Origin of the sequence: Limnochorda pilosa (assembly GCF_001544015.1) — a bacterium.
GTDB lineage: Bacteria > Bacillota > Limnochordia > Limnochordales > Limnochordaceae > Limnochorda > Limnochorda pilosa.
Genome location: NZ_AP014924.1, coordinates 1,097,830 through 1,119,421, shown reverse-complemented (window position 1 = coordinate 1,119,421; position 21,592 = coordinate 1,097,830). Strand labels below are relative to the sequence as shown.

Below are 21,592 nucleotides of genomic sequence, written 5' to 3'. Positions count from 1 at the left end.
CGGTGTCCGAGAAGATCCGGGTGCTCATCGCGAAGGTGGGGATGGACGGGCACGACCGGGGGGCGAAGGTGATCGCCCGGGGTCTCCGGGACGCGGGCATGGAGGTGATCTACTCCGGGCTCTTCCAGACGCCCGAGTCCGTGGTGCAGATGGCCATCCAGGAGGATGCGGACGTGATCGGCATCAGCATCCTCTCGGGGGCGCACATGACCCTCCTTCCCCTCATCCGGGAGGAGCTCCGACGCCAGGAAGCAGAAGACATCGTGCTCGTCGCCGGCGGGACCATCCCGGCCGAGGACGTCTCCGCCCTCAAGCGCGAGGGCGTGGTGGAGGAGGTCTTCACCCCCGGCCAGTCCATGGAGGAGATGGTCCGCTGGATCCGGCAGCGGGTGGAGGCGTCGCCGGCCAGCTACGCCCGGGGCTAGGTACGGTTGGGGCCAGCGCCGGCGGCGCCCGCCCGCACCCCACGCGGGGCAGAAGACCAGCGCGTTGCGTTCGGCACGTCACCTTGCGAAGGGGGTCTGGGAAGGTGGACTTCGACCTGACGCAGGACCAGAAGGCGATCCGCGACATGGTGCGGAGCTTCGCCCGGGAGGAGTTGGCACCCCAGGCGGCCGAGTACGACCGTACCGCCCGCTTCCATCAGCCCCTGCTGGACCGGATGGCCGAGCTCGGCCTCTTCGGTATCCCCTTTCCCGAGGCGTACGGCGGCTCGGGCGGTGACACCACGAGCTACGCCCTCACCATCGAGGAGCTGGCTTGGGCGGACGGAGCCGTGGCCCTCACCTACGCGGCCCACTGCTCCCTGGGTGCGGGGTACCTGAACCTCTTCGGAAGCCCCGCCCAGAAGGACCTCTGGCTGACGCCCGCCGCCCAGGGCAAGACGCTGATCGCCTTCGGCCTCACCGAGCCCGGCAGCGGCTCCGATGCCGCCCACCCCCAGACCCGGGCCGAGCGAGAGGACGACGGCTGGGTGTTGAACGGATCCAAGGCTTACATCACCAACGCCCAGAATGCCGGGGCGGCGGTGGTCATGGCGGCCACCCGGCCCGGCGGCGGCAAGGGCGGCGTCACCGCCTTCCTGGTACCCGCCGGCACCCCAGGCTTCAGCGTGGGCCCCCAGTACGAGAAGCTGGGCCTCCACGGTTCGGATACCGCCCCCCTCTTCCTGGACGGCGTCCGCCTTGGCCTCGACGGCATCGTGGGCGAGGAAGGCCGCGGGTACGAGCAGTCCCTGCAGATCCTGGACGGTGGCCGCATCGGGATCGCCGCCCTCTCCGTGGGCATCGGCCAAGCCGCGCTGGACCGCTCCCTCGCCTACGCCAGGGAGCGGGTCGCCTTTGGGAAGCCCATCGGCCAGTTCGAGGCGATCCGGTTCAAGCTGGCCGACATGGCCATGGAGCTGGAGCTGGCCCGCACCGCCTACCTCCGCGCGGCCTGGCTCAAGGACCAGAAGCGCCCCTACCGCCAGGAGGCGGCCATGGCCAAGCTCTTCGCCTCCGAGGCGGCGACCCGGGCCGCCAACCAGGCCATCCAGATCCACGGCGGCGCCGGCTACATGCGGGACGTCCCCGTCGAACGCTACTGGCGCGACGTGCGCCTGATGGAGATCGGCGAGGGCACCTCCGAGATCCTGCGCTTGGTCCTTGCCCGGGAAATCGGGGCGTAGATCGCCGGCCAGCGTGGCACGACGCCCTCTTCCTGGCTGCTCTACTCGCGGAACGGGAGAATGAACCTCTGATGCCCTCCAAGGACGACCTCGCGGCTGTGGCCCGCCGAGTCCGGAACTTCGCGGAGCGGGAATGCGAGGCCTCGCCGCTCTTCCGGCGAATCGCTCTGGGGATCGCCGAGGATCCGGAGCTGCTGACGTACCCGCCCCGGGCTCAGGGTCCGGCCAGAGCCCGGACCACCGCCGGCCCCACGACGACCGCGGCCAGCATGCGGAAGAGCTGCATGGCCAGCACCAGAGCCGGCTCGCGGGAAAGATCCAGCGCGATGGCGGTCATGGTGTCGATCGCACCGGGGGTCGTACCCAGCAGGGCCGTCTCCAAAGCCATTCCCGTCTCCAAGTGGATCCCGAATCCCAGCACCAGGGCGATACCCACCAGTGCCAGCGTGAGCCCAGCCGCCCATACCGCTGCGATGCCCGCCCGCCGCAGCGAGGGGCGGTCGAACTGGAGGCCCACCCATAGCCCCAGCACCACAAACGCCCCCTGCCCCAGGAACGCCGGCAAAGGCGCGTGGGGCCATCCTGCCAGGGTCGCTCCGAGAAGGAGCACGAGCGGTAGCAGGATCCCACCGGCGGGAATGGGAAGCCGGCGGTTCAGCACCAGCCCTCCGATCAGGGCCCCGTAGGTGACCGCGTGCGGCACCAGGGCACCCGAAACCGAGGAACCGCCAGCCACACCGGCGGCGATCATCGGCCGAGAGACCCCAGGAATCGCGGCCATCTCCGCTCCTCCGCCGGCCCACACGGCAAGGGCGGCGAGCAAGGGCGCGCTGAGGACGACCACGACCAGTCGCACGTACTGCACCGTGGCCACGAAACGCGGGTCCGCCCCGACGTCGCCACTCATGGCCACCATGGCCGACGCCCCTCCTGGAACGAAGGCCAGTACCCCGGTGGCCCTGGGCACTCCCGCCACCCGCGCCAGAAGCAACCCTGCCCCGACGCTGGCCGCCAGGAGACCGGCCGTGAAGATCAAGAGCGCAGGCGCGACGGTCCCCAGGAGCGGCCAGATGCCGGGATCCACCGTGGAGGCAAGGCGCACCCCGATGGCCGCCAGCGCGATGCGCTGCAGGGCAGCCGGTACGGCGGGGGCGCGCTCCCGGGTGAGCGCGAGGCCCAGACCGGCCACGATCGCGCCGAGCATCCAACCGGCAGGCAGGGCGAAGCGATCGGCCGCCCAGCCGGCCAGGGCGGCCAGGGCGAGCACGCCCGGCAGCGAGACCAACGAGGACATGGCCGTCGAGCGGGCCCGATGGCTGGCGGTCTGATGGGGGCCTTCCCTGCTCTGCCGCACGGAGGCCTTGGTCGTGGTCGCGAGGGACCCCTCCCTCCACGGGTCGATTGTACACGGTCCCCCCGCTGCGCTCAACGGGGAACGGGCAGGCTGATACCCACGACGCTCCAGATCGCCTTGCCTCGAGCGCCGGTGCTGCAGGACCTTCCCGGCGTGCTCGATCTCAACCGGGCCCAGGGACGGGAGTGGCCGGGCGTCACCTCCTTCCCCGGGGACTTCCTGGAGGTGTTGCCCGAGGGCCCCTTCGACCTGGCCTACCTCGGCAACGTCACCCACATCTACGGGGCCGAGGAGAACGTCGCGCTCCTGACCCGCCTGCGGGAGCGTCAGCCCGTGGGCGGCATGGTCGCCATCAACGACTTCGTGCGAGGCCGATCCCCCCGGGCGCCTCTCTTCGCCCTGCAGATGCTCCTCTCCACCCACCAGGGCGGCGTCCGGAGCGAGGCCGAGTACCGGGCGTGGCTGGAACGGGCAGGCTACGAGGACGTCCGGGTGGAGGACCGCCCCGGCGGCGTGAAGCAGCTGGTGCTGGCCCAGAGGGGCCCGTGAGGCCAGAGGGTTCGAGGTGCCGGGGGCTCGCCACCGTCTTGCTGGCGGCCGCGCTGCCGCCGAGCCCGTTGAAGTGGGTGCGGCCGGCGACCCTTCAGTAGGCCGGCTCGCCCGGCTCGCGCCGAAGGGCAAGGAGCACGACGATGGCCACGACCTGGGCCATCACCGAGAAAGCGATCACCGCCGGGATGGACACGTCGTAGAGGAAGCCCATGGCTGTGCTGCCCAGAAACCAGGCCGCACCGAAGGCGGCATGGAAGACACCGTACGCCGTGCCCCGCACCGCCGCCGGGGTGAGGTCCGCGATGGCGGCCCTCATGATGGTCTCCTGAACGCCCAGCACCAGGCCCCAGACCACCAGACCGGCCCAGGCGGAGGCGGCGGTACCCCCGAAAGCCAGGACGGTCGCAGGGATGGTCCCCAGAGGCAACGCCAGGACCGCGGTAAGGCCCACCCGATCGTAGATGCGGCCGATGGCCAGCGCCGCCAGGGCGTCCACCCCCATGGCCACCGCGAAGCTCACGGGGATCAGCGGGTCGCTCATGAGCCCCAGGGACTTGATATGGAAGGAGATCAACTGGAAGTGCGCGAAGCCCGCGGTGGCCGCAGCACTAAAGCCCACGTAGAGCCAGAAGCGACGACTGAGCGACCGCATGCCTGCGGCCCGTGCCTGGGGAGCCGATCGGCCGGCCTCACCCGCACGGTCCACCGCGCCTGCTTCTGGGCCACGCGCCTCGACCTGACCCGTCTCGCCCTCCTTCTCGAACCGGCTCGGTACCGGGAAGATGAAGCGCGCGGCGGTGAGGGTGGTCAGGGCCAGGAGCGCCGGTACCACCAGGATCGCGAATCCTCGCTGATACCCGTCGCCGGCGAAGAGCGCCCCTGCCACCAGGAGCGGGCCGACCACGCCCCCCACCTGATCCAGGGCTTCGTGGAGCCCGAAGCCGAAGCCCCGCCCCACCCGGGAGCTGGCGAAGGAGAGCATCACGTCCCTGGACGGGGTGCGGATCGCCTTGCCCAGCCGTTCCAGCACCACCAGGGAGGCCGCCACCTCCCACCGTCCCGCCAGGGCCAGCAGGGGCACCGCCAGCAGGTTGACGGCATACCCCACGCCCGTGAGCACCCAGTAGCGGCCCAGGCGGTCCGTGAGGAGCCCCGAGAGCAGGCGGACGCAGTAACCCACGAACTCCCCGAGGCCCGCCACCACCCCCACCGCGCCGGCGCTGGCCCCCAGGGTGAGCAGGAAGGGCCCCGTCGCGCTCCGGGCCCCCTCGTAGGTCATGTCCGCGAAGAGGCTGACCACGCCCAGCAACACAATGAAGGTGATCGCCCGGCGGTCTTCCCGCACCGACCTAGCCGCCTGTCCGTGCAACGCCCGCACCGACCGTCCACCCCTCCGGCTCCCGGCCTGTCGCCCGCTGCGTCTCCGACGGGTCCATTCTACCACCACGGGCGCAGGAGAGGCATCCCCCGTGGACCTCACGGCGGTGCTGGACCTTTGGAATCGAGGGAAGCGTACCTACCGACAACAGGGAGTCTTCCTCTCGTGGTCTTCGTCGATCTCGGGATACGATGCAGATGGGGCCGGCTGCCTGCCAGCACGGCCCGCAGTGGATACCCGAGCGTGCAGCGGGCACGCTCGAGACTGGAGGGAGGCACATGTCACTCGGGGTAAGGGAGTTCTGGGGCGTCGTCCACGGGATGGGCCTCGGCGCACTCTTCCTTCTCGCCTTCGCCGGTGGCCTGGCCGGCCTTTACAGCCTCAGACCGGAGCTGGTCACTGTCGACGGCATCCGCGAGCGCATCCGTAGGCTGAACCTGGGAACCACGGTGATGGCCGTGGTCGCGTGGCTCACCGTGATCTCCGGTACCTACGTCGTCTACCCCTGGTACCGGGCGCAGCCCCCGGAGGGAGCGGACCTTTCGGGGTTCCCTCGTTCGCTTCTCCTCTCCGACCCGTCCACGGCCAGTTGGCACCGGTTCGGTATGGAGTGGAAGGAACACGTCGCCTGGTTCGCGCCGATCCTGGCCACGGCGGTCGCCTATGTCGTCTGGAAGTACGGGGATCAGCTGGTCAAGGACGAGCGGCTCCGGAAGGGCGTCATGATCGTCTTCATCCTGGCCTTCGCCACGGCGGCGGTGGCCGGCCTCTTCGGCGCCCTGATCACGAAGGTGGCTCCCGTCATCTGACCGCCCCGGATGCGCTTCGCCTGGCTCGAGACTCTGCTGTTCGAGACTCCGGAAAGAGGGTGATCGCATGGTGACCGTGAAGGCCGGGCAAAAGGTGACCAACGGGCCGGCCGCGGCCGCGCTGCTGGCCAGCGGGATCGGAAGCCTCGTGCTCGGGCTCATGACCACGGGAGCCGTCGTCTTCCACGGCCTGGGCGGGCTCCTGAACTGGTGGAACCCTGCCGGCCCCCTGACGGGCAAGACCGGCATCGCCGTCCTCGCCTGGCTCGTCAGTTGGAAGGTGCTGAGCAACCGGTACCGGGAGCAGGACGTGGACCTGGGGCGGATCCTCTCCGTCACCCTGTGGCTCATCGTGGTGGGCCTGCTGCTCACGTTCCCGCCGGTGTTCGAGCTCTTCGAGTAACGACGATACCCAACCCGGAGGGCCCGCCGGCGGGTGTGTTCGGCCGGCGGGCCCTTCCTGTTTCCTGGAGCTTGTTGCGCCCCTCCCAGTTACGCGGGGCCGGGCGCATGGCGCTCGATGTGGTGGCGGACCGCGTGGGTCGCCGCCTGGATGCGGTTGTTGAGGCCCAGCTTGCCAAGGATGGTGCTCACGTGGTTGCCCACCGTCTTCTCGCTCAGGGAGAGGACGCGGGCGATCTCCGCGTTGGTCATCCCCTCGGCGATCAGCCGCAGCACGCTCAGCTCGCGCTCGGAAAGGTCGCGGAAGGCGGCCCGGTCGCTATCGCCCTCCGCTCTGCGGACCCTGGCCACCAGCCGGCGCATGGTGGCAGCGTCAAGTACGGCGTCTCCCCGGGCGACCGCCTGGATGGCCTTCAGGAGAGCATCTCCCTCAAGCTGCTTCAACACGTACCCCTCAGCCCCGGCCATCAGCGCCTGAAGCACCAGATCCTCGTCGAGGTAGGAGGTCAGCATGATCACATGGGTCTGCGGCCAGCGGCGGACGATCTCCCCGCAGACGTCCGTCCCGCTGCGCCCGGGAAGCCGCACGTCCATGACCACCACGTCGGGCCGGAGCCTCTCCGTCGCCGAGAGGGCCTGCTCCCCGTCCGCCGCCTCACCCACCACCTCCAGGCCCGGCTCGCCCTCGAGGAGGGCCCGCAGACCCAGGCGGACCACGTGGTGGTCGTCCACGATCAGCACGCGCACGTCAGGCAGCGCCATTCTCCCCTCGCGGAACCGTCACGCGGACCGAGGTTCCTCCCTCGGGCCGGCGGCGGATCTCGAAACTCCCTCCCAAGACCCACGCCCGTTCCCGCATGTTCCGTAACCCGTGGCCCGCGGTGTGCCCCTCCGGCAGGCCCACGCCGTTGTCGACGATGAGGAGTTCGAGCCCATCTGCACTCGCCCGGGCCTCGAGGTCGACCCGGGAGGCCCGGCTGTGGCGGGCCGCGTTGCTCAGGGCCTCGCTCGCGATGGCCAACAGGTGCCCTGCCTCGGCGGGAGGTATGGGATGATCCGGGGGCAGGTCCAGCTTCACGTCCACCTGGATCACAGAGGAGAGACTCCTCTCCCGGCACAGCTGCAGGAGCCCATCCCTCAGGTTGCACGCGTGGGCTTCGGCCCGAAGCTGGCCGATGTGGTCACGGATGTCGCGGGCAGCCTCGTCCAACTGGCGCACGGCCTGATCCAGCGGCACAGCGGATGGATGCGCGTCGTCGAGCGCCCGGCGGCCCGACTTGATCAACAGCCCGGCGGCGAACACCAGCTGGAGCGTCCGGTCGTGCAGGTCCCGGCCGATACGCTCCCGCTCGGCGGCCAGGATCTGTCTCTCCTCCATCTCCCGGATCCGCCGGTCCGCCTCGACCTCGAAAACCTCCAAGGCACGGACGATGGACCAGGTCAGCGTCAGCCCGAGCAGGCTCCGGTAGACCGGAACGGGGACAGCCAGGAGCGCTTCGAGTGCCGCCGTGTTGAGTACGTTCGCCGGGAAGAACTCCGCCGGCGGCACCACCAGCCCCCCGAAGAAGGCGTAGCCGGCCAGTGCGAGCCCTGCCTGGCGCAAGGTGCCCACCACGCCCGGCTCGGCGATGGGCGCGATCAGCTCGTAGGCCTGCCTTCGAAGGCCGTAGGCCGTGAGCAGCGCCCCCGGAAAGCCCAGGAGGTATCGGGCCCAGATGCCGGCAGGCACCCTCCAGGCCAGGAAGTCGTGGGCTCTCAACCCCAGGTGGAGCATTGCCGCCAGCGCCCACAGGGTCAGGAGAATGGCTGGGAGCCATGCAAGCACGGACCACCGGGGCTTCAGAGGTCTCAGCATCTCCACGCCAAACTGGAAGAGGCAGGCGAACGAGATGGCCAGCAGGCCCAAGTGCAGCGACCAGAGGAGGTCCACGAAGGGTTCCGGCAGGTACGTGGCCTGGATGGGGATGAAGAGGGCGCCCCACTCGTAGAAGGCGTGGATGAAGCCGAAGGTGGCCAGCCAGTTGAGGCTTCGGGCGAGGGCCAGCCGGCTGTGGCGACGGGACTGGAGCGCGATGGCCAGCCCGAGCACGAAGAAGACGAGCCCGTACGCGAAGATGATCAGCGGCCTGTTCGCCTCGAAGATGCTCTCCAGCGCCAGGAGCATCCTCGTCTCCCCCCTTGCCGCCCCGCCGCGGCCTCACACGGGAACGCGCCCACCTCGTGCACCAGGATAGCAGGCCATCTCCCCCGGCGCAACGGATGGGAGCGCGCACCGGCTCCCGTATCGCTACGACTTCATCGAGGCCGCGAGCCGGGACCGGTGAAGCGTCCCACGAATCGAGGCACGAGCCAGGGAAGGTTGTTCGTGGAGCCCGCACTCCTGACGCGGGGGGCGGCGCCTACGGCAAGGAGCAACCTGATCGCCTCGAGTTCGACCTTCCGCCTCAGCCCGCGTGCCAAGCGGAAGTCGCAGGCAACAGCCGCCACGTTTCCCCATCCGGCCATACGGCCACACGCCCTGCGAGGTCGTCGCCGGTGAGCATCCGCACGACGAGGTCAGCCAGGTCACCTGGCTGGATCAGAACGGGCGGCGCCGCCTTCCGGCGTTCCTCTGGGCTCATGGACCCTCCACCCAGCCAGGGCAGATGGCGTTCACCCTAATACCTTCCCTCACACTCAGCGGCGCAAGGGTCGTGGTGAAGCGCACGACGCCCGCCTTGGCCGCTGCGTACTCAGGATCGGCATGCGGCAGCGTACCTACACCCGCCATGGACGCCATGTTCACGATGGCGCCCCCGCCCCGCCGGCGCATGGCCGGGAGCGCGAGTTGCGTCGCGAGCATCACGCCCCGCAGGTTGACGTCCAGCACCCGACCCCACCCCTTGGGCGTGCACTCCGGGAAGGATGGGCCCCACATCCCTCCGGCATTGTTGACCAAGATGTCGAGGCCTCCGAAACGCCGTTCGGTGAAGGCGACCATCTTTTCCGCGTCGGCTTCCTTGGCGACGGCGACGCGAATCGCTTCTGCCTGGCTCCCGCCTTGCCGAAGGTCGCCAACTGCCTCTTCGCCTGCTTCTTCGTCGATGTCGGCGATGACCACGCGCGCGCCTTCCTGCGCCAGCCGGGTGGCGACGGCGAGCCCGATCCCGTCGGCTCCCCCGGTGACGATGGCCACCTTGCCCCGCATGAGATCACACCAGCCCCCGAGGGACTGCTGTTGCAGTGCTCTCGAAAGCCCGCGCCGCGCGGGGGGCCCTTCGCAGAAGCCGAACCGCCAGCCATCGCGGCACGTTGCTCCAGCGTCCCGCTCCCATTCGTGCCCGGTGGGCAGCCACTCGCGCCAGCCTCTCGTTTTCCGCTTCCCGTCGCAGTTCCTTCACACGGAACTCGGCAACGCACAAGGTCGTTCTCGTGTCGCGTCCCCAATCGAAGAGATTCACCCGTGCTCCCCTCCCCGCGGCTCGAGCTTCAACCCGCGGTCCCATTCTGCTCCCGGGTGCCTGACAGCTGCGTGTCAGGGAGGGTCACGGGACGACAAGGCGGAATCGTGCCGTCCGCCTTCAGGACGGATTGCTGGGCTTCTTCACTTCCTCGACGGTCTCGTCGATCTCCTTGCGGAGGTCGTCGGTCTGCTTGCGGAACCCGGCGATCGCCTCGCCTGCGGCCTTGGCGAGCTGCGGCAGCTTGCCGGGTCCCACGATCAGGAGCACCAGGACCAGGATGACCACCAGTTCCATGGGTCCCAAGCGCATGTTGCCATCCCTCCGGTGGCCGTTCGTCCTCGCGGTTCTCGCGATTCATCTCCTCCATCCTATCATTCCGAGACGGGTTTCACCAGGCTGCCTATCTGCCACGTTGTCCGACGCCGGTTTCGCACTTCCCATCCTCCGGAACACCCACACCGGGCTCATCCGTTTGGATGGGGTGTGCCGCGAGGGGATGGCGCGGGGCTCACTCCTCTGGCAGAACATCATCGTTGCTGGCCTCGTCGTCGGAGAGAACGGGGGTGTCTGAGGGGACCTCGTCGGAGAGAGCCTCCGGGCCTTCGCCCAGCAGGGAGTCGGTGTCGGGCACGACGGCGTCCCCGGCCCGCATCAGGCGCTCCGTCCACTCGTCCACCGTGTCGTCTGCTTCACGGGCCAGGTTCGACAGGGAATCCGTCACGCGTCCCCGCACCCGCAGGCCGCCCCCGTTCGTACTGGCCTCTTCCCCTGCACCGACCAGCACCTTCCCCGACGGGGTCGCCAGCTCCACCAGGCCTTCCCGGACGAGAAGACGCGTCCCACCGTCCTCGTCTACCTCGAGGCGGAACTGCGTCCCGCGAACGCCCGCTACGGCCGTGGGGGTTGCGATCTCGAACCGCAAGACGCGGCTGACTCGGGACGCTACCTCGGCCCACAGAGCGCCCACGCGCAGCAACGCGGCGCGGAAGGCCGGCACCCCCTCCTCGCCCCGCGACGCACCTGTCGCCGCCTCCGGAATGCTCCGATAAGACCCGCCGACCTGCAGGAGCGTGTCGGCCTCCACCAGGAGGCGAGCCTGCTGCGCTGGATAGGCGATCTCGACGAAGCTGCCCTTCCCCACGGTGCGCACCCAGTCGCCGAGGCTGAGAACCATGCCGGGGCTGGCCGGCTCCCACCTCGACGCCCCATCCGGGCGCCACTCGACCTTCCCGCGCAGTCTGTCCACACGCGCCATGGAAGCGGGTTCACCGGGAGCTCCGTCTTCCCCGGCCCCCTTCGCCCCCGCGACCACGGCGGCCGCAGCGAGTACGACAACGAGGAGGAGCAGCCCGATCCGGCCGGGCCTGCGGTTCGAATCCCTGTACATGCTCCTCACCCCCGGCATGGGCAGGCTGGTCTTGTGCTCGCCACGGCCGACCCGCACCGAGACGCGCTACGGCACGTCCACCTTCGCGTCGGCCTCACCCTGGACCGACACGGTCACGGACGTCCCGGAGTCACCGGCACGGCCTTCCGTCCCGAGGTCTGCCTCGGCGGCCGCCTGACCCGAAGCTGTGCCGTCGGCTGCGGCATGCCCGCGGGCGGCTCCCGTCGCCGTGCTGCGGGCGCCGGCATCCACCCTGCCCGACGTACCGGCGCGCTCCTGGACCCCCATCTCCGCCTCTACCTGCTGCCTCACCGGGACATCGATGCGGGCGAGCAGCACAAGCGCCGTATCGGCATCCACCTGCACCGTGCCGCCGGCCCTGACCGCGCCACTCCCGGCGGCCACCTGAGCCTCGGCCTGCAGGCGCAGGGCCAGGCGGGCCTGTGCTTCCGCCGTCAACCGGCTCATCACTGCGAGCATGGCCTCCAGCGTCATCCGATCGTCGGAGACGATGCGCAGGCTCGCGGTCGCCTGCGGATGGGCCGCGAGATGGAAGCCCGCCGACTCCTCCCACTCGAGGGAGGCCTGTGCCCCCTCATCCGCCAGCGCGTGGCCGGCCGTTACCGCGACCATCATGGCCGCCACCAACAACCCAACCAGTGACTTGATCGTTCGTCTCATGGAATCCGCCTCCTCCTGCGGGATCTTGCTGCCATTCTGGCAGGAGTCCGGCGGGCGTTCCGTGACAGGGGTCACACATCGACGCATCAGGACCACGTTTGTGGTCCGTGCACTGACATCGCCCGGGAAGCCGAGGAGATCCGCGAGGCATTGCTCTTCGCTGCGTTGGCGGTCGACGAGCGACAGCTCCCCGTCGTGAACCAGACATGAGGTTCCTCATCGACCACGCCCTCTCGCCTCTGGTCGGACAGAGCCTCCGGAGTGCCGGGCACGACGTCCTGCACGTCAGGGATGTGGCCTCGCAGCCGCGTCGGATCTAGAGATTCTCCGCTTCAAGGCGAGGACCGAGTCATCGTCTCCGCCGACACGGGCTTTGGGACCCTGCTCGCCCGTAGCCAAGTGAGAGTACGCATCCGAAACTTGCCTGTCCGCCCGAGTGGAGGCCCTCCCGCACAACGTTGAGACGATATTGAGACCCTTCCTCGCCCCACCCGCCCTATCATGATCTTCGAGCGAAGCGCTTCATCCCCGGGACGTGCACCCTGTGGGGTGCGCGTCCGTCCCACGGAGAGAGGACGATGGCCATGGCCGATGCGGCCGTCCTGTTCGACCCCAACAGCGAGGCACTGCTTCAGGAGCGCTACAGCGTCTACCGGCTCATGCGGGAGAGAGCCCCCGTCTACGAGGTGCCGGGGTTTGGCTTTCCCGTCCGCATGCTCTTCCGCTACGACGACGTGGGCGCGGTGCTGAAGAGCCCCGCTTTCGTCCGGCAGGCCCGGAACGCCGGGCGGGAACTCCCCGTCCGGGAGGAGATGCTGCCGATTCAGCAGATCTTCGCCACCTGGATGCTCCTGCGGGACCCGCCCGACCACACCCGCCTGCGGGCGCTGGTGAGCAAGGCGTTCACGCCGCGAACGGTCCAGGAGATGGCCGGTTTCATCCAGAAGACAGCTGAGGCCCTTCTGGACCGGGTGGCCGGGCAGAGCACGTTCGACCTGCTGCGCGACTTCGCCTCCCCGCTGCCCGTCATGGTGATCGCGAGGCTCCTGGGCGCCCCGGACGAGGACCGGGAGCTCTTCCGAGGCTGGGCCCAGCTGATCGCCGCCTTCCTCGGGGCCTGGTCCATCGACGACGTACCCCCCGAATCACCCAGGGCCGCCCTCGAGATGGCCGGCTACATGCGGAGGCTGCTCGACGAGCGGCGGCGCTCGCCGCGAGAGGACCTCCTCAGTGCCCTTCTCGCCGCCGAGGAGGACGGAAACCGACTGACCCACGATGAGGTGATCGGCACCGCCATCATGCTGCTCACCGCCGGCCATGAGACGACGGTGAACCTGATCGCCAACGGAACCTACGCGCTCCTGAAGAACCCGGACCAGGTTGAGCGGCTCCGCCGTTCCCCCGAGCTCCTGCCCCTGGCTGTCGAGGAGCTCCTGCGCTACGATTCACCCGTCCAGATGACGGCCCGGCACTGTGCCCGGCCGGCGGAGGTGGGCGGCGTGCCCTTCGAACGGGGCACCGGGGTCTTCCTCGTGCTGGGCTCCGCCAACCGGGATCCCGGTTCGTTCCCGGATCCGGACCAGCTCGACGTGGGGCGGACCCCCAACAACCACCTGGCCTTCGGCCACGGGATCCACTACTGCGTCGGCGCCGGCCTCGCCCGGCTCGAGGCCGAGATCGCCTTCGCCAGCCTCTTGCCCAGGCTTCCCGTCCTCGCGCTTCGGGAAGAGCCCCGATACGTCGCCAACATGGCCTTTCGCGCCCTGGAGGCGCTGCCCGTTGCGTGGCGGGCGTAGGTCGGCAGGCGGGTCGTGTCGTCGCGACGCTCGTACCTGACGAGGAAGGAGGCCGCGCCTTTATAGCGAACCGGTTCCATTATGGGCGCTTCGCTTCCCTTGCGGTGAGCGCCCGGGGGATCGCCGGTGGAACCGCTTTCCGTCTCGATTGCGCGCGAGCGCAGCTGCCTCTTCGTGGGCCGCGCGGCAGAGCTTGCCGCCCTGGATCAGTGGCTCGCAACGGCCGAGGCTCCCACCCGCGTCTTCTACGTGACGGGGATGGGGGGTATCGGCAAGTCGACGCTCCTGCTCCAGATGCTGGAGCGCGCCCGTCACCGGGGCGTCACCGGCGTCTGGATCGACGGGCGGGCGTGCACGCCCACCCCGGTGGGCTTTCTCGCTTATCTGGGCGCGATCCTGGGTCTCGGGGGTCGCCCCACCGTCGACCAGGTGCTTGCCAGCGTGCTCCCGACCCAGCCAGGAGGACGGTTCGTCTGGTGCGTCGACAACTACGAGGCGCTCCAGCCCCTGTACGGGTGGCTCTGGGAGTCCTTCTTGACCGGGTTGCCGGCCGTAGGGCAGCTCCTGGTGGTGGCCTCCCGACAGGCGCTCACGGACCCATGGCGGACCGACCCCGGCTGGCGCCCGCGGGTGCGGCACATGCCCCTCGACTCGTGGACCCCGGCCGAAGCCGCGGAGTACCTGCAGCGCGTGGGGATCCCCGCCCGCCAGATCGGAGCCCTGGTCCGTGGAACCGGAGGCCAACCCCTGGCGGTCGCCCTGGCGGCCGATGCCTTCCCCCTCCATCCGGAGGCGGTGGACCAGGTCACCCAGGAAGCCGCCCGCCAGGTGAGTGCGGCCCTCCTGCGCGAGACCGCCGGCACCCGGCTCGAACCGCTGCTCGACGTGCTCACGGTGGTGCCTGAGGCCGATCCGGAGCTCTTTCGCCGGGTCCTCGAGGAGTCTCCGTCCGGAGAGCATCTCCTGGCCCTGGCGAGGCTCTCCTTCGTTCAGGCGCTCGCGTCGGGCTTCCGCCTGCACGACGTGGCCCGCCAACACCTGCTGGCCGACCTGCGCGAGCGGGACGCCGAGAGGTTCCGCCGCCTGAGGAGGCAGGCGGTGCAGGTCCTCATCCGGCGACTGGATACCGCCCGCAAGGAGAGGCGGCGGTCCATCGCCGCGTCGCTCCTGACGGTCTGTGCCGACACCCTTCCCTCCGACGACGCCTACGCGACCCTCTCGGCGTCCTTTGCCGGGTCGCTCCGCACAGCCACCCCGCGCGACCTTCCCGCCCTGCACCCGCTGGCCGATGGCTGGGGCAGGCAACCCTTCGAGCTCCGAGGCGGCCGCCGTTACCGTGACCTGCTCACCCAGGTCGTGGAGCGCTTCCCCCAGGGGGTGCGCGTGGTGCTGGGGGAGCGGGGCGAGCCCCTGGCCTTCCTGGCCACGGTGCTCCTCTACGACCGATCCGTCGCGCTCCTCGACGCGGTTGAACCCGGCGCGCTCGCCCGGCACCTGCCGGAGGAGTACCACCGGCTGGCGACCCTGCCCGCCGACGCGGCCGATACCTACCTGGCCCTGATGGTGGGCGTCACCGGGTCCGGCCAGGATTCTTCGGGCCCCGGGTTGGCCGAGGATGAGCTGGTGGGCCTCCTGATGCGCGACGGGCTCGCCCACCTGGGTGAGGGCGCCCGGGCCCTGCTCACCGCCACGCATCCTGCACTCCAGCACCTCCTGGGCCGGCTCGGGTTCATCGAACGCCAGGACGTGAAGCCTCCCGGCGCCTCCGAGCCCCCGCCGGGGCGCCTCTACGAGCTGGACCTCCGGGGCGGGCGCTTCGGGCCGTGGGTCCTGTCCTTCCTGGAAGAGACGGATGGCCCGGCGGTGGGGCCCGGCAAGACCGAGGCCCTCAGCGCGCCGGCGTTGCGGAACCTCCTCAAGGCCTGGCACGACCCAGCCACCTGGCAGCTGAGCCCGGTCCCCGCCGTGCTCCACATGGACGGGCCCTCCTTGCGTGCGAAGTTCCAGAAGATCTTCGAGGGTCAGGAGCGGCCCCCCCTCCCATTCACCGCCCGCGACGCGGAGCTCCTCCGCCAGACCTTCGTTCACGAGCGGGCGCCGGATCTGATCGCTTCGGACCTGCACCTGAGCCGGGCCACCTACTACCGCCACCTGATGCGGGCGCTCGAGCGCCTGGCGGCAGCGCTGTCGTTCTAGCGGGCGTGAGGGGGCGAGGCCGCTCCGCAAGAGGGCCGGGAGCCTACAGCCCCTGCCTTGCTTCCATCTTCTAGCGCTCAGGTCGCAGCCTCCATTGCTGACGAGCACGAAACGATAACGTCTACCAGGAACCGACCCGTACCCTGCCGAAGTAGTAGGAATCTCCTTGCTCGCACGAGGGTGAGAGCCATGCGGGCTTCCTTGCGGCTGCTGCGGACCGTACGCGCGGTGCTCGTCCGCGAGTGGTACGTGAATCTGCGCGCCTATCGGGTGAGCTTCTTCCTGAGCACGGGGATGGCGTCCCTCTTCACCCTGCTGATCGGCTACTTCCTCTACCATACCGTCTTCGCCGGTCGGATTACGGAGGAGTTCGCCGCGCTGGCGGGCACCGACCGGTACATGAGCTACCTCACCGTGGGCGTCCTCGTCTACCTGTTCGCGACGCGCCTCCTCTACCCGGTGCGCACCTTCCTCGTGGAGCACTGGGAGGGCACGCTCCCGGTCATGACGATGATGGGCGTTCCCCGTCTGGCCTACCACCTGGGGTGCGTGCTCTTCTCGGCGCTCTACTCCGCCGTGGAGGTGTCGGTGGTGCTGGTCGTGGTGGCGCTGTCGATCGGGCTCGAGCTGCCCGCGGTCCCTCTCCCGGCGGTGGCCGCCGCCCTGGCCGCTTCGTTCGTGGGACTCTATGGGCTCAGCCTGGTGCTGGCGGCCGTCATCCTGTCCGTCCGCGACCGGGTGGTGGTGGAGGCCGCGGCCTTCTCGCTCATGCAGCTGCTCTGCGGGGTCCTCTTCCCCGTGGGGTACCTGCCGAGGGCGGCGCAGGTGGTCGCCGAGGTCATTCCCCTCACCCCGTCGCTCAGGGCCCTGCGGGCAGCCACCCTGGCGGGAGTCGGCGTCGGAGGGATCCTCCCGGACTTGGTCTCCCTCCTGGTGCTGGGGATCGTCTACACCGGTCTGGGCGGGGTGCTGCTGGGCCGCGTGGTGGGGCGGGTCATGGAGCAGACCGCCTGAGCCGGGGCTGGGGGCGGATCCTGGGGGCATCGGGGGGAGGCGAAGCGCATGATCGTGGCAGAGCACCTGACCAAGGTCTTCCGGCTCGGCCGCAAGGGGCCGCCCTGGCGGCGGGAGTGGGAAGAGAAGCAGGCCGTGAACGACCTCTCCTTCGAGGTCCCTCCCGGCCGGATCACGGGCCTGCTGGGCGTGAACGGGGCCGGGAAGACCACCACCATCAAGATGCTCGCGACCCTGCTGCTCCCCACCCGGGGCAGGGTGCTCCTGGACGGCATCGACGTGGCGCGGGAGCCGGCCAGGGTGCGGCCCCTGATCAACCTCATCGCCGGAGGCGAACGGGCCATCTACGGGCGGCTCACGGGCCGGGAGAACCTGTGGTACTTCGGCCAGCTTTACGACATAGAGTCGAGCCTGCTCCGCCGGCGCACCGAGGAGCTGCTCGAGGTCGTGGGGCTTCAGGATGCGGCCGACACGCCCGTGGAGAAGTATTCCAAGGGCATGAAGCAGCGCCTGCAGATCGCCCGGGGGCTTCTGAACGACCCCCGCTACCTCTTCATGGACGAGCCGACCCTGGGACTGGACGCCCCCATCGCCCGGCAGCTGCGCCGGATGACCCGCGACCTGGCCCAGGAGCACGGCCGGGGCGTCCTCCTCACCTCCCACTACATGTTCGAGGTGGAGGAGCTCTGCGACCATGTCTACGTCCTGGACCGGGGGGAGCTGGTGGCCGAGGGGCCGCCCCAGGCCATCAAGGCCTTGACGGGGGGCGAGCGCGTCACCCGGGTGACGGCCAGCGGCTGGGACGAGGCCTCCTCGGGCAAGCTCCGCAGCCTCCTGACCGACCTCGGGCTCCAGGCGGACGTCTCGCTGGCCGACGGGCTGGTCACCATCGGCGTGCGAGGCAAGGAGGACGTGACGCCCATCCTGGTGGAGGCGGTGTCGGGTCCGGGGCGCCGGGTGCTGCGGGTGGAGAGCGAGGAGCCGTCCCTGGAGGACGCGATCGTCGCGATCGCCGAGGGAAACGGCGTTCCGCACGGGAATCGTGCGTCGAAGGGGGGCACGACGAGCGCGTGAAGGTGCGGCACTTCTTCCGGGTGGTCCGGGCCGAGGCGTACAAGCAGATGCGCGCCTACTGGGGAAAGCCCGCCAACGCCACGACGGAGGCGCTCTACCCCGCCCTCCAGTTTGCGACCGCGTACTACATGTTCAAGCCCTTCCTCCAGGAAGGCATCCGCGTTCCGTGGCAGGCCGGGAACAGCGGCCAGAGCCTGGCCCTCTTCCTCCTGACCGGCTTCTTCGGGTTCACCCTCTTCCAGCGGCTGCTCTGGGCCGCCATGGGGATGACGCAGATGGAGCGTTTCGGCGGAACGCTCGAGATCCAGTACATGACACCGGCCAGCCGCTTCGCCCTGCTGATCGGCGCGGCAGCCGGCGGCCTGGTGCGCACGGTGTACCTCTACGCGACCTTCCTCCTCGGGGCGCTCGTCTGGCTCGGGGAGTGGCACCCGGCCCATCCGGGCATGATCCTCGTGGCCTTCGCGGCCGTGGTGGTGCCTGGCCTGGCCTGGGGCACCCTGCTGAACGGACAGATGCTCTTCGCCCGGGACTTCTCGGCCTACGTGAGCATCCTGCAGCCGCCCCTCAACTTCTTCGGGGGCGTCCGATTCCCCGTCCACCTGCTGCCGGGTTGGATGCAGGTCGTCTCGGCCGCCATCCCGCTGACGTGGTCCCTGCACGTCTTCCGCCTCGTCCTGCTGGACGGGGCGACCCTGCCGCAGGTCGGGCGGGAGCTGGGGCTCGCGCTGCTCGTCTCCGCGGCGTGCTTCGCCCTCGCCTGCTTGAACGTCCACCGGTGCGAGCGGCTGGCCCGCGAGCGGGGTACGATGGTGCTGTACTGACGGCCGCTGGCGTGATGCACTCCGCGGGGCGCGCCTCCGTAGGGACGAGGCGGAAGGGATGGACGTTCGTGCAGCGAACCGTATAATTCGGGAATCCTCGGACTTTGCCCTCGGGGATGCTCGATTCTGTACTTCCCATACGGTACCGTCAGAAGAGCGGTGCCACAGAGGCGCAGCATCATGTCGACACCACGCAGGGGAGGCGACAGGACGTTGAGGCGTTCGATCTGGCTTGCGGCGCTCGCGCTGGCGGCCGTGCTGCTCTTCACCCCGGCCTCCGCGACGGCCCAGACCCTCATCTACGCGCAGAGCGGGCTTCCGGTCACGCTCGACTCGGCATCGGCCCAGGACGGCAACTCGCTCCGGGTGGCCTACCAGATCACCGAACCGCTGGTGGGTTTTGAGCCGGGCACGGCCAACCTGGCCCCCGCGCTCGCCGAGCGGTGGGCGGCCAACGCGGACTCCACCGTCTGGACCTTCTACCTCCGCCGGGGCGTTCGGTTCCATGATGGAACCCCCTTCAACGCGGAGGCCGTCAAGTTCAACTTCGAGCGTTGGGACGATCCCCAGCACCCCTACCGCGGCGAGGGCAAGGGCTACGCCGGCTTCGAGTACGTCTTCGGCGGGTTCAAGGACGAAAACGTGCTGGGCGAGATCGAGGTGGTGGACGAACACACCGTCCGCTTCCACCTCACCGACTCGGTGGGCTTCTTCCCCGCCATGGTCGCGGCCATCTACCTCCAGATCGACAGCCCCACGGCCGTCATGAAGGACCCCGACCGCTACGGAACGCCCGAGTACGGCCCCGTCGGCACCGGTCCCTTCACGTTCGAGCGGTGGATCATCGGCGACCGGGTGATCCTCCGCCGCAACGACGACTACTGGGGTCAGAAGGCCAAGGTCGACGGCATCGTCTTCCGCGGCATTCCCGAGCCCACCTCCCGCCTGGCCGAGCTGCGGGCCGGGGCCGTTCACATCGCGGTGGAGCTCTCGCCCGAAGACTACCCGGTCCTCCAGCGCGAGGCCAACCTCGAGCCGGTCCTCCAGAAGGGGCTGAACATCGGCTACGTGGCCTTCCATCAGGCCCACGAGCCGCTGGACGACCTCCGGGTACGGCAGGCCATCGCCATGGCCATCGACAAGCAGGCCATCGTGGACGCCTTCTACGCCGGCCTGGGCTCGGCGGCGGATCAGTTCGTCCCACCGGCCATGTGGGGGCGGTCCGAGGGCGTGACGGACCCCTCCTACGATCCAGCCCAGGCCCGCCGGCTCCTCGCGGAGGCCGGCTACCCCAACGGCTTCGAGACCGAGTTCTGGTACATGCCGGTCTCGCGGCCGTACTTCCCCGCGCCGCAGCCCATCGCCGAGGCCATCGCCAGCTACCTGGCCGACGTGGGCATCCGGGTGCGGCTGCAGACCGAGGACTGGGGCACCTACCTCTCCGACTACCTCCGGGGCAAGTTCCCCATGTACATGCTGGGATGGAGCCCCGACTACCCGGATCCCGACAACTACCTCTTCACCTTCTTCGGGCCGCGGGCGCCGCAGTCCCTCGGGTGGGACGCCCCCCAGGTACGGTCGCTCCTGATGCAGGCGCGCACCGCGCCCCTCCCCGAAGAGCGGGCGGCTCTCTACGCCCAGGTCCAGGAGGCCGTGCGTGAGGATCTGGCCATGATCCCCTTCGCGCACAACAACCCGCTGCACGCGACCCTGCGCGGTGTGGAGGGGTGGGTTCCCAGCCCCCTGGGGAGCTCGGAGAACCTCAACTACGTGAGCGTTCCAAGGTAGGTCCGGTGTCGGGTGGAAGGCCGGTGCACGGTTCCGCGCGCGGAGCGCCGCCACCAGGCGGTGCCCCGTGCGCACGACCCTGACGGAGCGGGAGCGATGGCCCGGTCATGACGGCATACGTGGTGCGGCGCATTCTCGGCCTCGTCCCGGTGCTCCTCGGGATGAGCCTTCTGGTCTTCACCCTCGTGCACCTGATCCCCGGCGACCCGGCGATCGTCATGCTGGGCGAGCGCGCCACGCCAGCGTCCATCGCCAGGCTGCAGGAGCAGCTGAACCTGAACAGGCCGCTCTTCTTCAACATGGGCGCTTTCACCCGTTCGGGAAACCCGGCGGCCTTGGTGGACAGCCAGTTCTTCGCCTTCCTCGGCAGCATCGTGCGGGGAAACCTTGGGACATCGATCTTCACCCGGGTGGACGTGGCCACGGAGCTGGCCGCCCGCTTCCCGGCCACCTTCGAGCTGGCCGTGGGCGGCATGGTCGTGGCGCTGCTCATCGGCATCCCGGCCGGGGTGCTGGCCGCGGTTCGCAAGAACTCCACCGTCGACGTGGCCGTCACCACCGCGTCCCTCATCGGCGTGGCCATCCCCATCTTCTGGCTGGGCATGCTCTTCATCTACGTCTTCGCCGTGAACCTGGGCTGGCTGCCACCTTCGGGGCGCACGGCCGCAGGCGTGAACGTGGACCGCATCACCGGGTTCCTCATCCTGGACAGCATCCTGCAAGGTCACTGGACCGCCGCCTGGGACGCGCTCCGCCACCTGGTGCTGCCGGCCGTCGCCCTGGGGACCATCCCCACCGCCACCGTGGCCCGCATGACCCGGGGCGCGATGCTGGAGGTACTGAACCAGGACTACATCCGCACGGCCCGGGCCAAGGGTCTCATGGACAGGGCGGTCACCTGGCGCCATGCGATCAAGAACGCGATGCTGCCGGTGATCACCGTGATCGGCCTCAGCTTCGGAAGCCTCCTTACGGGTGCGATCCTCACCGAGACCATCTTCAACTGGCCGGGTATGGGCAAGTGGATCTACGACGCCATCGGCGCCCGGGACTATCCCATCGTCCAGGGCGGCACCCTCCTCATCGCGACCCTCTACGTCCTGGTCAACACGCTGGTGGACATCTCGTACGCGTTCTTCGACCCGCGCATCCGTTACGACTGAGGAAGTCCGCGAGGTTGGGGGAATGGACGTGAAGGCAGGAAGAGGCGTCGTGGAAGCCGAGG

Annotated in this window: 21 protein-coding genes; 13 read left to right on the top strand and 8 right to left on the bottom strand. The window is 69.6% G+C overall.

The genetic code is table 11. The features are described 5' to 3' along the window. The first annotated feature begins 2 nt into the window (after window positions 1-2). Both LIP_RS04905 and LIP_RS04900 read left to right on the top strand, forming a co-directional pair. Window positions 3-425, top strand: coding sequence for a cobalamin B12-binding domain-containing protein (locus LIP_RS04905; RefSeq protein WP_082725877.1), 423 nt, complete (start codon window positions 3-5; stop codon window positions 423-425). Window positions 426-529: 104 nt separating this feature from the next. After that, on the top strand, window positions 530-1,669 hold the full coding sequence (locus LIP_RS04900) for an acyl-CoA dehydrogenase family protein (RefSeq protein WP_068135093.1): 1,140 nt from the start codon (window positions 530-532) through the stop codon (window positions 1,667-1,669). 214 nt (window positions 1,670-1,883) lie between these two features. Here LIP_RS04900 and LIP_RS04895 read toward each other — a convergent pair whose 3' ends face one another. Next, window positions 1,884-3,023, bottom strand: a complete 1,140-nt coding sequence (locus tag LIP_RS04895; protein WP_068135090.1) for an AbrB family transcriptional regulator — start codon at window positions 3,021-3,023, stop codon at window positions 1,884-1,886. Between LIP_RS04895 and LIP_RS04890 the strand changes: the two genes are divergently transcribed. Next, a complete protein-coding gene (locus LIP_RS04890; protein WP_082725876.1) occupies window positions 2,982-3,572 on the top strand; it encodes a methyltransferase in 591 nt (196 codons plus the stop codon). The genes LIP_RS04895 and LIP_RS04890 overlap by 42 nt on opposite strands. A gap of 94 nt (window positions 3,573-3,666) precedes the next feature. Here LIP_RS04890 and LIP_RS04885 read toward each other — a convergent pair whose 3' ends face one another. After that, window positions 3,667-4,920 carry an MFS transporter gene (locus tag LIP_RS04885; RefSeq protein WP_068135085.1) on the bottom strand — a complete coding sequence of 418 codons (1,254 nt, stop codon included), beginning with the start codon at window positions 4,918-4,920 and terminating at the stop codon, window positions 3,667-3,669. A gap of 311 nt (window positions 4,921-5,231) precedes the next feature. Here LIP_RS04885 and LIP_RS04880 point away from each other — a divergent pair, with 311 nt between their 5' ends. Continuing rightward, a complete protein-coding gene (locus LIP_RS04880) occupies window positions 5,232-5,762 on the top strand; it encodes a hypothetical protein (RefSeq protein ID WP_068135083.1) in 531 nt (176 codons plus the stop codon). Between the two features lie 67 nt (window positions 5,763-5,829). After that, entirely contained in the window at window positions 5,830-6,165 is a 336-nt protein-coding gene (locus tag LIP_RS04875) for a hypothetical protein (protein WP_068135081.1), read from the top strand. Between the two features lie 89 nt (window positions 6,166-6,254). On the opposite strand, the gene LIP_RS04870 is transcribed toward LIP_RS04875, so the two are convergent. From LIP_RS04870 to LIP_RS04845, 6 genes are all read right to left on the bottom strand, one after another. Further along, complete coding sequence (locus tag LIP_RS04870; protein ID WP_068135079.1) at window positions 6,255-6,926, bottom strand: response regulator; 672 nt, start codon at window positions 6,924-6,926, stop codon at window positions 6,255-6,257. Then, window positions 6,913-8,328 carry a sensor histidine kinase gene (locus tag LIP_RS04865; protein WP_068135075.1) on the bottom strand — a complete coding sequence of 472 codons (1,416 nt, stop codon included), beginning with the start codon at window positions 8,326-8,328 and terminating at the stop codon, window positions 6,913-6,915. The genes LIP_RS04870 and LIP_RS04865 overlap by 14 nt, the downstream gene beginning before the upstream one ends. A 453-nt stretch (window positions 8,329-8,781) precedes the next feature. Next, window positions 8,782-9,339 (bottom strand): SDR family NAD(P)-dependent oxidoreductase, encoded by a 558-nt coding sequence (locus LIP_RS04860; RefSeq protein WP_158509562.1) that lies wholly within the window; start codon window positions 9,337-9,339, stop codon window positions 8,782-8,784. Between the two features lie 385 nt (window positions 9,340-9,724). Then, window positions 9,725-9,916 (bottom strand): Sec-independent protein translocase subunit TatA/TatB, encoded by a 192-nt coding sequence (locus LIP_RS04855; RefSeq protein ID WP_068135067.1) that lies wholly within the window; start codon window positions 9,914-9,916, stop codon window positions 9,725-9,727. 199 nt (window positions 9,917-10,115) lie between these two features. Then, entirely contained in the window at window positions 10,116-10,994 is an 879-nt protein-coding gene (locus LIP_RS04850) for a FecR family protein (RefSeq protein WP_158509561.1), read from the bottom strand. Between the two features lie 66 nt (window positions 10,995-11,060). Further along, entirely contained in the window at window positions 11,061-11,675 is a 615-nt protein-coding gene (locus LIP_RS04845) for a hypothetical protein (protein ID WP_068135062.1), read from the bottom strand. 206 nt (window positions 11,676-11,881) lie between these two features. Between LIP_RS04845 and LIP_RS20425 the strand changes: the two genes are divergently transcribed. From LIP_RS20425 to LIP_RS04810, 8 genes are all read left to right on the top strand, one after another. Continuing rightward, window positions 11,882-11,995, top strand: a complete 114-nt coding sequence (locus LIP_RS20425) for a DUF5615 family PIN-like protein (RefSeq protein ID WP_158509560.1) — start codon at window positions 11,882-11,884, stop codon at window positions 11,993-11,995. Window positions 11,996-12,253: 258 nt separating this feature from the next. Further along, window positions 12,254-13,471 (top strand): cytochrome P450, encoded by a 1,218-nt coding sequence (locus tag LIP_RS04840; RefSeq protein WP_068135058.1) that lies wholly within the window; start codon window positions 12,254-12,256, stop codon window positions 13,469-13,471. A 126-nt stretch (window positions 13,472-13,597) separates the two neighbouring features. Then, window positions 13,598-15,667, top strand: a complete 2,070-nt coding sequence (locus LIP_RS04835; RefSeq protein WP_068135056.1) for an ATP-binding protein — start codon at window positions 13,598-13,600, stop codon at window positions 15,665-15,667. A gap of 189 nt (window positions 15,668-15,856) precedes the next feature. Then, complete coding sequence (locus tag LIP_RS04830) at window positions 15,857-16,681, top strand: ABC transporter permease (protein ID WP_068135053.1); 825 nt, start codon at window positions 15,857-15,859, stop codon at window positions 16,679-16,681. 48 nt (window positions 16,682-16,729) lie between these two features. Continuing rightward, entirely contained in the window at window positions 16,730-17,755 is a 1,026-nt protein-coding gene (locus LIP_RS04825; RefSeq protein ID WP_068135050.1) for an ABC transporter ATP-binding protein, read from the top strand. After that, window positions 17,752-18,579 (top strand): ABC transporter permease, encoded by an 828-nt coding sequence (locus tag LIP_RS04820; protein ID WP_068135048.1) that lies wholly within the window; start codon window positions 17,752-17,754, stop codon window positions 18,577-18,579. The genes LIP_RS04825 and LIP_RS04820 overlap by 4 nt, the downstream gene beginning before the upstream one ends. A 213-nt stretch (window positions 18,580-18,792) precedes the next feature. After that, the gene (locus tag LIP_RS04815; RefSeq protein WP_068135045.1) at window positions 18,793-20,367 is read left to right on the top strand and encodes an ABC transporter substrate-binding protein; all 1,575 of its coding nucleotides are present in this window, start codon (window positions 18,793-18,795) and stop codon (window positions 20,365-20,367) included. Window positions 20,368-20,474: 107 nt separating this feature from the next. After that, on the top strand, window positions 20,475-21,530 hold the full coding sequence (locus LIP_RS04810; protein ID WP_068135043.1) for an ABC transporter permease: 1,056 nt from the start codon (window positions 20,475-20,477) through the stop codon (window positions 21,528-21,530). Window positions 21,531-21,592: the final 62 nt, after the last annotated feature.